Source organism: uncultured Rikenella sp. (genome assembly GCF_910577125.1).
In the GTDB taxonomy this organism is placed as follows: domain Bacteria; phylum Bacteroidota; class Bacteroidia; order Bacteroidales; family Rikenellaceae; genus Rikenella.
In genome coordinates, this window is sequence record NZ_CAJTMN010000004.1 from 49,056 (window position 1) to 63,230 (window position 14,175).

The 14,175-nt window shown below is 61.5% G+C and carries 9 protein-coding genes; 4 read left to right on the forward strand and 5 right to left on the reverse strand.

Annotated elements, in window-relative coordinates; all coding sequences use genetic code 11:
* Positions 1 to 15 precede the first annotated feature (15 nt).
* Positions 16 to 2,157, forward strand: a complete 2,142-nt coding sequence (locus QZ292_RS01215) for a right-handed parallel beta-helix repeat-containing protein (protein WP_294596693.1) — start codon at positions 16 to 18, stop codon at positions 2,155 to 2,157.
* A 12-nt stretch (positions 2,158 to 2,169) separates the two neighbouring features.
* The gene (locus QZ292_RS01220) at positions 2,170 to 3,381 is read left to right on the forward strand and encodes a glycoside hydrolase family protein (RefSeq protein ID WP_294596697.1); all 1,212 of its coding nucleotides are present in this window, start codon (positions 2,170 to 2,172) and stop codon (positions 3,379 to 3,381) included.
* A gap of 96 nt (positions 3,382 to 3,477) precedes the next feature.
* Here QZ292_RS01220 and QZ292_RS01225 read toward each other — a convergent pair whose 3' ends face one another.
* The 3 genes from QZ292_RS01225 to QZ292_RS01235 are packed head-to-tail and all read right to left on the reverse strand — an operon-like array spanning position 3,478 to position 7,388.
* A complete protein-coding gene (locus tag QZ292_RS01225; protein WP_294596700.1) occupies positions 3,478 to 5,211 on the reverse strand; it encodes a discoidin domain-containing protein in 1,734 nt (577 codons plus the stop codon).
* 9 nt (positions 5,212 to 5,220) lie between these two features.
* Positions 5,221 to 6,171, reverse strand: a complete 951-nt coding sequence (locus QZ292_RS01230; protein ID WP_294596703.1) for a right-handed parallel beta-helix repeat-containing protein — start codon at positions 6,169 to 6,171, stop codon at positions 5,221 to 5,223.
* Positions 6,117 to 7,388 (reverse strand): right-handed parallel beta-helix repeat-containing protein, encoded by a 1,272-nt coding sequence (locus QZ292_RS01235; RefSeq protein WP_294596706.1) that lies wholly within the window; start codon positions 7,386 to 7,388, stop codon positions 6,117 to 6,119. Before QZ292_RS01235 ends, QZ292_RS01230 begins: the two co-directional genes overlap by 55 nt.
* Positions 7,389 to 7,698: 310 nt before the next feature.
* Here QZ292_RS01235 and QZ292_RS01240 point away from each other — a divergent pair, with 310 nt between their 5' ends.
* Both QZ292_RS01240 and QZ292_RS01245 read left to right on the forward strand, forming a co-directional pair.
* A complete protein-coding gene (locus tag QZ292_RS01240) occupies positions 7,699 to 9,825 on the forward strand; it encodes a hypothetical protein (RefSeq protein ID WP_294596710.1) in 2,127 nt (708 codons plus the stop codon).
* Positions 9,826 to 9,878: 53 nt separating this feature from the next.
* The gene (locus QZ292_RS01245; RefSeq protein WP_294596713.1) at positions 9,879 to 12,128 is read left to right on the forward strand and encodes a hypothetical protein; all 2,250 of its coding nucleotides are present in this window, start codon (positions 9,879 to 9,881) and stop codon (positions 12,126 to 12,128) included.
* Positions 12,129 to 12,145: 17 nt separating this feature from the next.
* Here the strand turns inward: QZ292_RS01245 and QZ292_RS01250 are convergent, their stop codons facing one another.
* Together QZ292_RS01250 and QZ292_RS01255 are read right to left on the reverse strand one after the other, a co-directional pair.
* Entirely contained in the window at positions 12,146 to 12,829 is a 684-nt protein-coding gene (locus tag QZ292_RS01250; RefSeq protein WP_294596716.1) for a WG repeat-containing protein, read from the reverse strand.
* A 13-nt stretch (positions 12,830 to 12,842) separates the two neighbouring features.
* On the reverse strand, positions 12,843 to 13,265 hold the full coding sequence (locus tag QZ292_RS01255) for a hypothetical protein (protein ID WP_294596718.1): 423 nt from the start codon (positions 13,263 to 13,265) through the stop codon (positions 12,843 to 12,845).
* Between the last annotated feature and the right edge of the window lie 910 nt (positions 13,266 to 14,175).

Genomic DNA, 14,175 nt, shown 5'->3' on the forward strand with positions numbered 1-14,175 from the left:
ATAATCAAGAAGGAAATGAAACAGATACGCAAAACGCTCTTACTCGGGTTTTTCGCCCTCTTTTCGGCGACCGCGTCGACGGCCCGGAAGACGATTTTCGTCGCGCCGGCCGGCAGCGACCGGGCGTCGGGTTCGCTCTCCCGCCCGTTCCGCACGGTGGAACGGGCGCTGGCCGAGGCGGCGCAGTTTCCGCACGATACGACGGATATTTTGCTGCGGGGAGGAACCTATGTCTTGCAGGAGACGGTCGAGGTCGTCGGGCTGAACCACGTGACGATCGCTCCGTACCGGAGGGAGCCGGTCGTGTTCACCGGGGCGCACCGGATCGATCCGAAACGGGTGCGGAAGGTGACGGATCCGGCGGTGCGGGAGCGGCTGCGGCCCGAGGTGCGCGACCGGGTGAGGCAGATCGATGCGCGGGAGCTCGGGATTCCGCTGACCGACATCATGCCTAAAGGCTTCGGACGTCCGTCGATGCCGGGCTGGAGCGAACTCTTCATCGACGGGCGGCCGCTCTCGGTCGCCCGATGGCCCAATGACAGCATGGCGCCGATCGGGAAGATCCACTGCACCGGCGATATTCCGCGCGAGGAGAGATACGGGATCGGAGACCCCGTTTTCGAATATGCCGGGGAGCGGCCGGCACAGTGGAAATCCGTCGACGGGATGTGGATCGGCGGCTACTTCGCCCACGGCTATGCCGACGACATGATCCCCGTGCAGAGCATCGACACCGCTGCACATACCCTGACGGCAGCCTTGCCGACCCCTTACGGATTCATGACCGGCGCACCGTGGCGGCGGTGGTTCGCCCTGAACCTGCTCGAAGAGATCGACCTCCCCGGCGAATACGTGATCGATGTGCCGGGTGGCCGCGTTTATTTCCTCTCTCCCGACAATGCCCGGTTGAATGATATTTACATCTCGACCCTCGAAACGCCGATGTTCGCCGTCGAAAACTCCAGGGGGGTGACCCTGCGCGGCGTGACGCTCGAATATTCGCGCGGGATGGGGGTCTACATCGAGGCTTCGGACTCCGTGCGGGTGGATAGCTGCGTGATCCGGAATCTGGGACATGTCGGGGTCTGCATCGGCCGCGGCGACACCGGTTCCGACCGGGAGGCCGCCGGAGAGAGCGCATCGTCCGACGGCTCGCCGAGGCTCGTGGGAACGCTTCAGAACCGCACCTATAACGACGTGCTCTTCAATCGCCGTGCCGGGACTCATAACGGTATCAGCAACAGCTATATCTGTCAAACCGGGGCCGGCGGGGTCAACCTCGGCGGAGGAGACCGGGCGACTCTGACGCCGGCCTGCAACTATGTGGAGAATTGCCGTATCCATGATTTCAACCGGATCGAGAAGTCTTACCGGCCGGGGATTTGGATCGACGGTGTGGGGAACCGCGTCTCGAACTGCGAGATCTTCGACGCGCCGAGCATGGCCATCCTGCTGCACGGCAACGACCACCTGATCGAATATTGCGACATCCACGACGTCTGCCGCGAGGTGGACGACCAGGGGGCTTTCTACTACGGGCGCGACCCTTCGGAGCAGGGGAATCGGATGCGGTACTGCTATTTCCATGACTTCTCGTCGGCCCACCGCGTCTCGGCCACCTACCACGACGACGGAGCGTGCGGCATGGAGGTCTTCGGCTGCGTCTATTTCCGCTCGGGAACCATTCCCGTACTCATCGGCGGCGGACACGACAACGTCTATCGCAACAATATTTTCATCGACATGCCGATGGCCGTCCACATCGACAACCGCATGGAGGGCTGGGGCCGGGGAATGCTCGACCCGGACGGAGTGGTCGATCGGCGGCTGCGGGCGGTTCGGTATACCGAACCGCCGTATGCGACGGCTTATCCGGAGCTGGCCCGTTATTGGGAGGGTACACCCCGGGTGCCGCGCGGCAATGTGTTTGCGGGCAATCTCTTCTGCAAAATCGGCAAAATCCTGAACGGATCGCCCGCCTGGGCCGACTGGAGCAACAACTGGGTCACGGTCGACGACCCGGGATTCGTGAATCCTGAGCAACCGTTGCAGGGCTTTGTTCCCGATGCGCCGATCTATCGGATGATCGACCGCTTCGCGCCGATTCCGTTTGAACGGATCGGCTGCAAACTGCCGGTGTCCGAATCGGAACAGTAAATGCTTTGTGGGATGAAAAGAGAGATTCTGTGTGCCGCCTTGTGTGCGGCCATTTACAGCCCGGCCTCCGCACAGGCCTACCGCGTGGAGGCCGGGCCGGCGGAGATCGGCGTCATCCGTCGCGACGGCAGGGCGGTTGTGAGCGGCGAGGGTGCTTTTCAACAGCCGGATCACTTCGTGTGGGGCGCCTCGGTCATTCGGGGCGACGACGGACGCTACTATATGGTCTACAGTGCGGTGCCGACCGGCAAATACGCTTTCGATCCCGCGTGGGTGTTGAGTTCCAAGATGGGGCTGGCTGTCTCCGACCGACCGGACGGCGGGTTTCGGCACCTCGGCTTTTTCCTCAACGAAGACGGCTTCCGGCCCGACCGATCGGCCTGGGATGCCCAGACGGTGATGAATCCCCACCTGCGGAAATTCGGCGACAGGTACTACCTCTACTACGTAGGCGGCGTCGATCTCGGTAACGACCGCGTGCGGTCGGCGGACGGCACGTTGCCGCTGCGTGCCCGGGTGCAGCAGTCGCTGCGGATCGGTGTGATTGCGTTCGAGTCGTTCGACGACCTGTTGGCCGGCCGCTTCGAGCGGTCGTTCGGGCCGCTGCTGGCGCCCCGGACGCGTGTTAAACCGAATGATATCGTCGACCCGTCGCCCGCAGGCACACAGCCCAAACCCGACAATATCATCGTGGTCAATCCGGCGGTGGTCTGTCGGCCGACGGACGGAAAGTATCTGCTCTATTTCAAAGGCAATCTGTACGATCCCACGTGGCGCGGGGTGCACGGCGTGGCGATCGGCGACTCGCCGACGGGGCCTTTCGTGCCGCAGGACTGCGAGGTGCTGACCATTGAGGGGGCGGACAAACGGCTCTCGGCCGAAGACCCCTATGTGTGGTACTCCGGGCGGGACTCCTGCTTCTACGCCGTCTTCAAAGATTTTACCGGGGCTTTCACCCGGAGCGAGCCGTGTCTGGCTGTGATGCGCTCCCGCGACGGGATCGAATGGGAGCTTCCCGAGCAGTCCCTTTTTATGAAAAAGCAGGTGGTCTTGCCGTCGGGCGAGGTGGCGAAGGTGGCGCGTCTGGAGCGTCCCCAGCTGCTGGTCGATGAGCAGGGGGTGCCGCTGGTGCTCTATTGTGCCTGTGCGGTGGACGAGGTGAACGCACGTGTCGACGGCGGATCGTTCAACGTCCAGATTCCGCTCCGCAACGAAGCACGATAAGGCTCCGGTGCTGCAGATCGGGTACATGGTGCAGGCAGCCCCCGCAATTCGCCTCTCGGGCGAGTCGCGGGGGCTGCCTGTCGTCTGTTCGCGCTGCTACCGACACCCTGTCGTGCTGCCGCGTGTCGTACCGCTGCCGTTGAAAGCATCCACGGCGAACCAATACGGAACATCCCGGTTCAAGCCCGTCATTTCCCGCTCGCCGACCTTCCCGTCCGGAATCCGCAAAGCGCTGTAAAGCTTGTCCGGTGCGATACCGTAACGGATCACATACCCCTCGGCCCCGGCCGTCGGCGTCCAACGTACCGTTGCCCGGCAGCCGTCCGCGGCATGGCGCTCGACGGAGAGATCGGCCACCGACGCAGGCGCTTCGCCTTCGCGGCGTCCGAACACCCGCAAATCCCGCAACGAAAAATAAGGAGCCGAAGTATAGGAGAGATTGCGCACCCGGATATAGCGCGCCTCGAACGGCTCGCGGAATTCGATATAGTCGTGCGGCGTATCGTTCTCCTTTTCGCTATTGTCCACCAGAGTCGTCCACCGTTTGCCATTGTGCGAAGCCTCCAGCAGGTAATGCTGGTGCGATTGCGGATCGCGCGCCGTGAGCTGCGAACCGTATTCGTCGAAGTTGACCTGCACCGCCGCCACCCGTGCCCCCTCGCCCAAATCGACCTCCAGCCACTCATCTTCCCCGGCTGTCGCCGCCACCCACTCCGTGCGCGCTTCCTCGTCCACCGCCCGCTCGGCCGGATGTCCCTCCAGGGCCGACGAAACCCGCACCGGACGGCGCAGCGACAGCAGCTCCCATTCCGGCCCGGTCGAATGCTGAACCGGAGCGTGGCCCGGCAGCCAAAGGGGATAGTCACCCGCATAGGTGTCTGTCCATAAATATCCCTCTTCGTCGAATCCGGAGGGGTAGAACGATACGCGCCGCTCGAACGGATGTTTCACCGAGATCGAGTTGGTCGCGGCTTTCCACCACTGCCCCTCCACGTCGAACAGGCAGCCGTGGCCCGCTCCGCAGATGAATCCCCCCTCTTTGGCCGAAGTCGGGTTGTGCGCCTGATAACGGAACGGGCCGGTCGGCGATGTGCCCACATAGACGCCGTCCGCATAGCTCTTCCACTCGGTGCCTGGGCCGGCATATTGCAGGTAGTATTTCCCGCCGTGGGCCGTCATCCAGGCTCCCTCGATATAGGGGCGCCGTTTCAATTCATGCCGTTCGCCGGGCCTCTCCCAGCCGTGTGCCGCCGTGTCGCTGTCGAGGCAATCCACCGGCGCGGCCTTTTGCCGGAAGGTTGCGAGATCGAGCGTCACCGCCCGGATCGGATCCGAAGGCGAACTGCCGTAATAGATGTACAGGTTGTCCCCCTCGGCCCAGAAAGCGGGATCCCAATGCGACGGAATCCTTGTCACCGCTTCCCAAACTCCCCGCTCCGGGGCGTTCGACCGGTATAACATCGCCTCGCCCGGGGTCGACCCCACGTAATAAAGCCACCCGTCTTGCACAAACAGCGCCGGCGCATAGTCCTCGATCGGCAGCACGTCGTCGGCGATCGGCACATGCGTCCAATGCGCGAAATCGGTCGTATGCCAATATCCGCCCGACTTGGAGGCGAAGAGGTAGTATCTTCCGTCGAACCTGATCACCACCGGGTCGGCCGCCTCCCGAGCGCCCGCCCCCTCCGGAATCAGCATAAAACGGTAGGGCAGATTCACCGGATTACAGAAGGTATGCGGACGAGAATTCGCCTCCGCCCGGATTCGACCCGCACCCCGGGCCGCTGTGCAGCACCATGCCGCCAGTAGTAGAAAACAGATTTTTTTCACGGCTATATTTTATTGTTCGCCCCGCTGCGGCGCCCCCTTCCGGTAGTGGGCCTCCCGCGCCTCCACCGCGGCGGAGAAGGCGTCCGTTATCTCCGTCGCGAGTCGCGCCTTCGCCCGCCACTCCGCCGAACCGTAGACCCCCGCCCGCGTATAGTCGAACGGTACGAAACCGATGCGGCGGGCGGTCTTCAGGCTGCGGAAGGTGAAGTCCCCGGCCTCCGGATTCCGAAACATCGGGTCGGCTACGATCGAGTGGGTGTCCTTGACTTTCCGCCACTCCCGGAACGACAGCCCGTCGAACCGCAGCATCGTATCCGCCCGGAGATCCCAGTAATCGTTATGATCCATCGCGATATTCGCCTTGCTCCACGCTCCCGATCCGCCCAGCAGGACGCCCCGGTCGGACAGCACGATGTTGCGTTCGAACGTCAGCGACCGGTGGGGTTCCACCCGCGTAAACTGCAACTGGTTCTGGTAACCCAGCGCGAAGATGTTGTTGCGGATGATGTTCTCTTTGCCGTAGTGCTGGTGGAAGCCGCCGCTCTTGCAGTGATAGACCAGGTTGTTCTCCATGACGATCCCCGTCGAGCCCTCGTCCGTATAGAGGCCCCACCCGCCGTAGTCGTACGAGTAGATGTCGTGAATCACGTTGTTCGCCACGACGGTTCCGGGCGATTCGCCGAGCGTGTAGACGGCTCCCATGTCCGACAGCTCGGCCCAGCCGATATGGTGCACGTGGTTGAAAGCGACCGTGTTGCCCACCGCCGGACTCGGCACCTCCACCTCCACATACTGCATCGTTCCGTCTTCGGCCATACGCGTGACCCACGTTTTCTGGTGGTTGTAGCCCCACTTCCAGCCCACCGAGATGCCCGAATAGCGCATATCCGCAATCTCGTTGTGCGTCAGCCGGTTCTCCGCTCCCTGGAAGATCGCCACCCCCACCGCACACGGGAACACGTATCCCCGTGCCGGATGATGTTGTTATCCACCGTATTGCGCGCCGTCACCGGACGCCCCTCCAGCCGGATCTCCGTCTCGCCGATTTTGATGCCGCCGGCTCCGAGCTCTTCGATCAGACACCGCTCGATGCGGTTGTCGAAACACTCCCGCCGCAGCCAGATCGCATAGCCGCCGGTCTGTGTCACCTCGCAGTCCGCGAACACCAGCCCCGAGGCGTAGTCCGCCTCGATGGCCGCCGGGATGGCGGCTGCCGCCTGCATCGGTTCGTTGCCTCCGGCCGGCATCGTGTAGGCTGCCGTCCGGAAGGCGATATGGCGAAACTCCTTGCCGGTCACCGGTTTGTCCGGAGTTCCGGCGAAGACGATCCATTTCGAAATCGTCGGTGCCCAGCATGTTGCGGTCTGCATCTCTTCCCCCTCGCGCGGCATGTAGTAGAGCCAGCCGTCCGTCGCCAGATACCACTCGCCGGGGGCGTCGAGCGCGCCGAGGTAGTTGTCCAGCACATAGCGCGACCCGCCGGTGACCGGATTCCACGGCTTCATCCCCTCGCCCGAGGTGAAGAGGAAACCCGAATCCGGCATGACATGGTCGATCGGTTTGCGGGTCACGTCCCACTTATGATAGAAAAGCGCCGTCGCATGGCGCAGCTCCTCTTTGGAGAGCTTTTTGAGCGGTTCCAGCTCCTCCGGCGCCACGGCGATCCGCTGTACGGCGTACCGGGCCGCCCGCGGGCCGCTCTTGTCCAGCACGGTCTCGCGGCTCCCCTTTACATAAAACCAGCCCCGGTTCGGCGTCCGTGCCCGCACGGCGCGCCGGTCGTTCACATAGAGCTGCTCGAAGCGCAGGGTCTCCGGCACCCGCGTGCGCCAGATGCCGTCGCGCCACAGAGACCAGCCGGATACCGGCACGCCCCCGCGGAAGACTGGTTTTTCGGTTGTCAGGCTCCGGAAAACGACGGGCCGCGTGTCCCGGCTGTCGAAAACCAGCGTTTCCGCCATCCGGTATTCGCCCGGCGCGATCCATACGGTCACGGTATCGTTGCCGGCCGGTAATGCTCGAATTAAATCGCGGGCGGCGGACAGGGAATAGACGGGTGCTGCTTCCGTTCCCGGATGGGTGTCACGGCCCGAAGGCGAAAGGTAAATATTCTGGGCCGAGGCAGTCGCGGCCGAAAAAACGGCCCCTGCCAGCAGGGCGAAACGGGATTTGAACATGGTATGAAATGAGTTTGTGGTCGCCAAATATAACACTGATAATCAACCGATCCAATACCCGGCGCAGCATACCCGCCGACCGCACCGCAGGGTTATTGTCATTTTAACACTCTGAGGGGAGGCGGAGGCGGGCCGCAGAAGGCCTTATCTCTCAGCGGCATACTGGCTTCCTGTACTTTGTACTATTTGTAATTTTTCATATTAATGTCTGATTGTTAATTTGTTAGAAAGATTGTAAAATAGTTTTCGGTCTCCTATATTTGCTTCTGAAATGCCATCTGTCGGGTATTTTCTGAAAGTTTCTTACGGTATGGTTTCCATCAAAAAACGGCTGCTGGCCGGGTTGTTTTTCGCGGGTGTCGCCTCCTGTGCGGCGGAGGGGGTGACTGTCCGCAACGATTTCTCTTCATCGCCGGCCATCACCTATGCCGAAGCGGAGCTCGGCCGCTGGATAGACAGTCTGGAGCGGATTGCGCCGCCGGCCAGACGGCCGAAGTTCACGTTCCGTCGTCAGCCGGCCTATGCGGAGACAGGCACTTTCGCCTATGCCTGCAACCGGCGCGGCGACGTCACCTTCATCGCCGGCGATCCGGCCGGCATTCTGGCTGCCGTCTACACCTGCCTCGAAGATTTCGGCATCCTCTACGACGTGACCGGCGCCACGCTGCCCGATGCGGTCCGGTGGGACGATATGTGCGGCACCCGGCGCGAGGTGACTCCCCGGGTGCGGTGGCGCGGCATCCGCCAGCATGTCAATTTCCCGATGGATATTTCCTCTTATCCGATCGGGCAGGCGGTGGAGTATCTGCAAAATCTGGTGAGGATGCGGTTCAACAAACTGGTCGTCCACAGCTACCCCTACCAGTGGTACGAAGACGACATCTCGACCGATACGACGGGCTGGGCCGGGCAATTCTTTTACGGCCATACGCACGACTTCGTCCGGTCGCCGTTGTTGCAGTCGATCGCTACGCTGAACGACTCGATCTTCTGCATCCCGGCTGCCGAAAAGGTCTTCCATGACCGGAAGGCCCGCAGCCGGGTCGCTGTCGAATGGATGGGGCAGTTGTTGACCGCCGCCAAAGAGCTGGGGCTGTGGGTGCAATTTTCGTTCGAACCCCGGGGATTCACCGTCGACCAGACTGTCCGGATGGCCCGGAAACTGACGGAGACCTATCCGCAGATCGACGACCTGGAGCTGATCACCGAAGAGACCGGCGGCTGGGGAGCCTCCTGTACCGGCGAGGAGGTGCGGCAGACGCTGCGGCGCTGGTTCGGCGAGGCTGCGTTGGCCGACACACTCGTCACCCGCTGCATCGCCGACCGGCAGAACGATCTGGAATACCTCTTCCGCCAGATCGGCACCATCAAAGAGTCTATTCTGGCGTTGGAGCAAGATCCGACATTCCGGGCGGGAAACCGGGGGCTGAAACTCGGCATCTATTGCAGTGTCGGACAGTTTACCGGGCCGGCTTATCGGCTGGCTTGTCGGGCTCTGCCTTCGCACTCGATCACGATCATGCCCTCGCACGGCAGCGCGGGAACCGCAGCGGCATTTCCTGCGGTCGTACGCACCTCCGACGAGCTGGCCCGTACGGAACTCTACTCCTGGATCGAGTTCGACGGCCTGATGTACCTGCAGCAGAACGCCATCGACGGTATCGGTCGCCTGCTCTGCGATATGGATACGTTGGCCGGAGGCGGTCAGTTGAACTCCGTCTGCTTCAACCACTGGCGCACGGCCGAGAACCGGGCTACGTTCCGATACGCCGCCGAATCGACGCTCGGCGGGGCGGTGTCGCCGGCATCTTTCTATGCCGGATATGCCGCGCGGCTGGGAATCGGCGATACGGCTTCGTATGCCGGGGTCATGCGTCTGATCGACGAGGCGGATCGATATGCGACCGCCCGGCTGGGCAATATCGGATTCTGCTGGGTGGGGGCCTGGCGGGGCGGAGGGCCGTTCCTGTGGATGGGGCCGCAACAGATCGACCACGCCGATTCGCTCTACCTGCGGGCCGGCGAAATCACGGCCGGACTCTATCGGCAAAACTCCGATCCGGCGGCGCAACGCCATCTCGGTCTGTTAGGCAACCGGCTGTTGACCTCCGTTCTCTACCTGAAGGCTTTCCGCCAGGCGACCGAGTTGCGGACGATACGCAAAGATCCGGACGGGACGGTTCCGGTTGCAGAACAGAAACGGGCGGCGGAGATTTGCGACAAGGCACTTGCCGGCTTCGAGGATTATATCCGAACCTATGCCCGGCTGATGCCCGACCGGGGGGGCGAGGGGACGGCCGTGAGCATCTGGTTCTCGCCGATGCAGGGCTTGCGTCAGCTGCGCAGTACGCTGGGCGGTGTCCCGGTGGACGAACCTTTGCACGGCGACGTGCCGCAAGACGCACCGCCCCTGCCGATCTTCTACGAACAAAACTAACCCGAGACGGTTCGCACGGAATCGAACCGCTCCCTTGAAAGAACACTGGAGATATGACTCGACATTTGTTATACGTATACGGTACAACCCTGCTTTGCTTGTCGGTTTTCAGTATTCGTTCCGCCCAGGGACAGGCCCGGGGCAGCTGGCTGCCTGCTTCGCCCGACCCGGCCAAAAGCGTCCGGCTGCTCGATTGCCGCTACGACGGGCCGGTGCTCGTCCGGGCCGAAGAGATCGGCCCGGCGTCCGGGAACTGGGAGGTGATCCTTTCCGAACGCCGTGACTCCTTGCTGGTCGTTACTTTCCGCGCCCTGCGCGACATGACGGAGGCCGGGGTGGCGGTCGCTTTCGACCGCTACGGGTGGAGCAGCGACAACTATGTGATGATTCCGGCAGCCGTCTACGGCGGCAATCGACAGCGCATCGTGAACCGCTCTTACGCCACCGGTCTCGACGCCACCGACTACGGCCGGCGCGACCTGGCGCTGACCTCGAATCCGATTCCGCAGCTCTCGCCGGAGTTCGGCGCGGCTTCGCGGCTGGAGCTGCTCGTCTGCAACGCCTCGACCCCGGCCATCGTCTGGCTCGACCGGGCGAACCGGCAGGGAACCATCCTGCTGACCGATCAGGGAATCGAACGGGACGGCGAGGTGAAAGACCACGGCCTGATCGTCGAGGAGTCGCCCGACCGGAGCATCGCCACCTTCGTTGTCAGCGCGCCGGGCGTGCGGGAGCGGAAACCCGAGTTCATAGGCTTCAGTCCGAGTCCCGACCGGGGATTGTCTGTCCGGAAAGGCGACACGATCCAGATTCGCGTTACCCGGCTCGACTTCGCGGCCGACGGGGTGCCGGATTTGCTGGCCCGCTTTATGCGCGAGCGGAAATGTCACATGCCGCAGACGGCGCCGCGCGACCTGATGCCGATGAGCGAGGTACGCCGACGGATGGAACGCAATGTCGAGAGTCGTTACCATGTGGGCGCGGCGGGCGAATACTACTGCCCGGAGAACGCCGACTGGATCTCCTACGGCTGGATCGGCGGGCTGATGAACACCTACCCGATGCTCGCGGCGGGCGATACGCTCCGCTTGCGGCGTGTGTCCAACACTTTCGACTTCGGGCTCCTGAAAGGTTATGGCGAGAGCGGCTACTACTGCGATGTGCTCGGTTCGGACGGGAAGCCGCTTTATCGCGACGCCGCCAAACTTCATCCGGGCATCGCCCTGACCCGCAAGAACGCCGACCTGCTCTACTGGCTGGTCAAACAGTTCGACCTGCTGCGGAAACAGGGGCGCGGCGACGCGATCCGGCCGGAGTGGGAGGCCCGCGTACGCGGGCTGGCCGACGCTTTCGTCCGGACGTGGAAAGAGGAGGGGACGTGGGGCAATTATCTCGACCTCGCGACGGGAGGCGTGGCGGTTTACAACACCACCGGCGGGGCGATGGCGGTCGGCGGACTCGCGCTCGCGGCCGGGTACTATGACAATCCGGAATACCTCGACGTTGCCCGGCAGGCGGCGGACTTTTATTACCGGGACTTCGCCTTGCGGGGCTTCACCTCGGGCGGCTGCGGAGACATCCTCCAGAATGCCGACTCCGAGACGGCTGCGGCGTTGATGACTTCGCTGATGACGTTGTATGAAGCCACGGGCGATACGGCTTATCGCACGTGGTGCACCGATCTGGCGAACCTGTGCGCCACCTGGACGGTGTCGTTCCGCTACCGGCTGCCGGACGATACGCCGCTGGCCCGGCTCGGAGCCGACCTCACCGGAGCGGTCTGGGCCAGCACCCAGAACAAACACGGCGCGCCGGGATTCTGCACCCAGTCGGGCGACGCGCTTTTCAAACTCTACCGCGAGACGGGTGACACGCTCTATGCGGCGTTGCTGCGGGACATCATCCATGCCCATGCCGAGGGGATTCAGCCCAACGGCCGGATTACCGAACGGCTTACCTACTGCGACGCCGACAGCCGCGGATCGCGCGGTGACGGGGGACAGACGGGCTGGAACGAGACCAATGGGGCGCTGATGGCGATCGAGGTGCCGGGGATCTATCTGCGGACGGACACCGGACGGGCCTACGTATTCGACCATGTAGTGCTCCGGAAGGTCGAAAAAACGGACAAAGGGATTACCCTCACCCTGTTCAACCCGACCGCATATGACGCCGCTGTCACGCTGCTGGCCGAAGACGAGGCGCAGGCGGCCCGGCCGCTCGGCGATAATGCCTTCGTGGACTGGAAACGTTCGGTCGTTGTCCGGTCGGGGCGGGCTCGGACGGTTCGGATCGCCCGGTAAGGTTGTCGAAGTTGCGCTTAGAGTCGTTCCAGGCGGTCGTACAACTCCTCGTCCGAGGCATAGTCGCCCCACGGAACGACCAATCGCCACGTCCCGGGCTCCAGCACGCCGTATCGGCCGTTTTTCTCGACGCCGTAATAATACCGGCCGTTTGTCCACAAGGGCCAGATGTAGTCGTATTCCGTATCGGGCAGGACGATATTCCCGCGTAAATCCATCAATCCCCACTTGCATCCCGGATAGACCCGTCGAAAGTCCGGGCTTTCGGCACCGGCAGGGTCGTACGCGCCGCGGTTGAACCGCAGGTAGGGTTCGCCGCGGTTGATGTCGATATAGCTGTATTCCGGCGGAACGATATAGTTCCCGTTTTGGTCGATCAACCCCGTTTCCCCCGGCGTGGCGACCTGGATATTATGCGGAATATCTTGTACGACCATCCCATGCAGACTCTCCGCCACGACCACTCGTGCCATCCCCTCGTAAAAGTCGGAAACTAAACTCCATTGCGGCGGAATCACGATCCGACCCGTGGAATCCGCGTAACCCCAGTGTTTCCCGTCCGGCGATACGGCGGCGAGGCCTTCGTGCAGGGAACGGGTGATCGGGTTCGGTCGCTCCGCCCGATGCTGCTGCGCCCGGAGGGGTTGCAGGCTCAGAACGGCACAGAGCAATAATCCGAACCATCCGATCGGTATTTTCATAAAAAAAGAGTTATTAATCCTTATTACGTTCCGCATATCGGTATCCCTCCCAAAAAACCGGTACGAAATAACCGCTCGCCCAGATGAGATAGCTGACGAACGATCCGACTCCCGCGCTCCACGAGGAGGCATGGCATCCGAACAGTCCGTACCAGACACAAATGCTGCATATGGCTATCGGGCCTGCCGCGATCCAGGTCAGGAGACGGTACTTCCCGGGATGCCGCCGCAGGAGAATCAGGTAACCGTAGGCATAGAGCGTGACGGGAATCGCAATCACGCCGTAGATGAACGGCAGGATTCCGTCGTCGATCGGCACCGGATCGGTTTCCGCATGCTCTCCCCACAGGGCGTCTCCGGTCGCATAGAGCCCGAAAATCAGGGCTTGGCACAGCATGCCTGCCGCGGGCGAGGCCCAATATCGGACTGCGTTCATTCGGAAAGTAATTCGAACGTTGTTAAATCGTGTTGCGAAGTTACGAAAAGAGTGTATTTTATTGGAAATGAGCGTATGTTAATCGCTCATGATAGTAATAGGTTACGATTTAGTTAGTTATCTGCTGCATTATTCTTCTGCGCGTTGCGTAACCTTCAAAGAACTCTTCATATGCAAAAGTAACAATAAAACGGGAGATTTTGATATGAATCTCCCTGATTTTTTCTATCTCATACAAGGTTTTCCGTAAAAGCGGCTTTATTCGTCGGTACACCATCGCCCAAAAAGATCTTGAACGAACGTGTGCCGACTACTGCATAAGCGGAGAAAAGGGCTTTGCCTCACGCCTAAACAACAGTTTAGACTGGTGAGGCAAGGCCCATTTCTTTTGTGCTTATGCCCAAGTGGTGCTTTTATGGCTTTTCAGATGATTTTTCTTTTTCGCTGTTCTTTTGAGCCGGAAGCGGAAAGCCGTGTATGACCGCTTGTCCATAAATGGAACAAGCTGTCACCCACAGCAGGCAAATCGGGAAGAATGATTTTATCTGTCCGCCCCGACACGTCTGGCCGGACAGATAAAACCATACTTCCTTACAGGTGGTTTGCCCGGTTTCACCTTACCGGCTATGTTCTTTTTTTGTTGGGGGCTTCCTGTTTTCACGGATTTCTCTTTTGAAGTTTTCTGTCTAATCTGCCTCTACTTCCGTTTACCTCCATTTTCGCGCCTTTCAGTGGGCCGCATCAGGTAGTCATTTCCGTTCTGGGCGCAAAGATAATTCCGGGATTTGACGGGAATGCAAGGTCAAGCCTCCTGCTTCCGGGAAAAATTTCCAGCCCTGTGGGTAGTATTTTTCCAAAAAACCTTGCATTCCCTAATCCCTACCTTTTTAAGCACCCGAAACGAAAACGA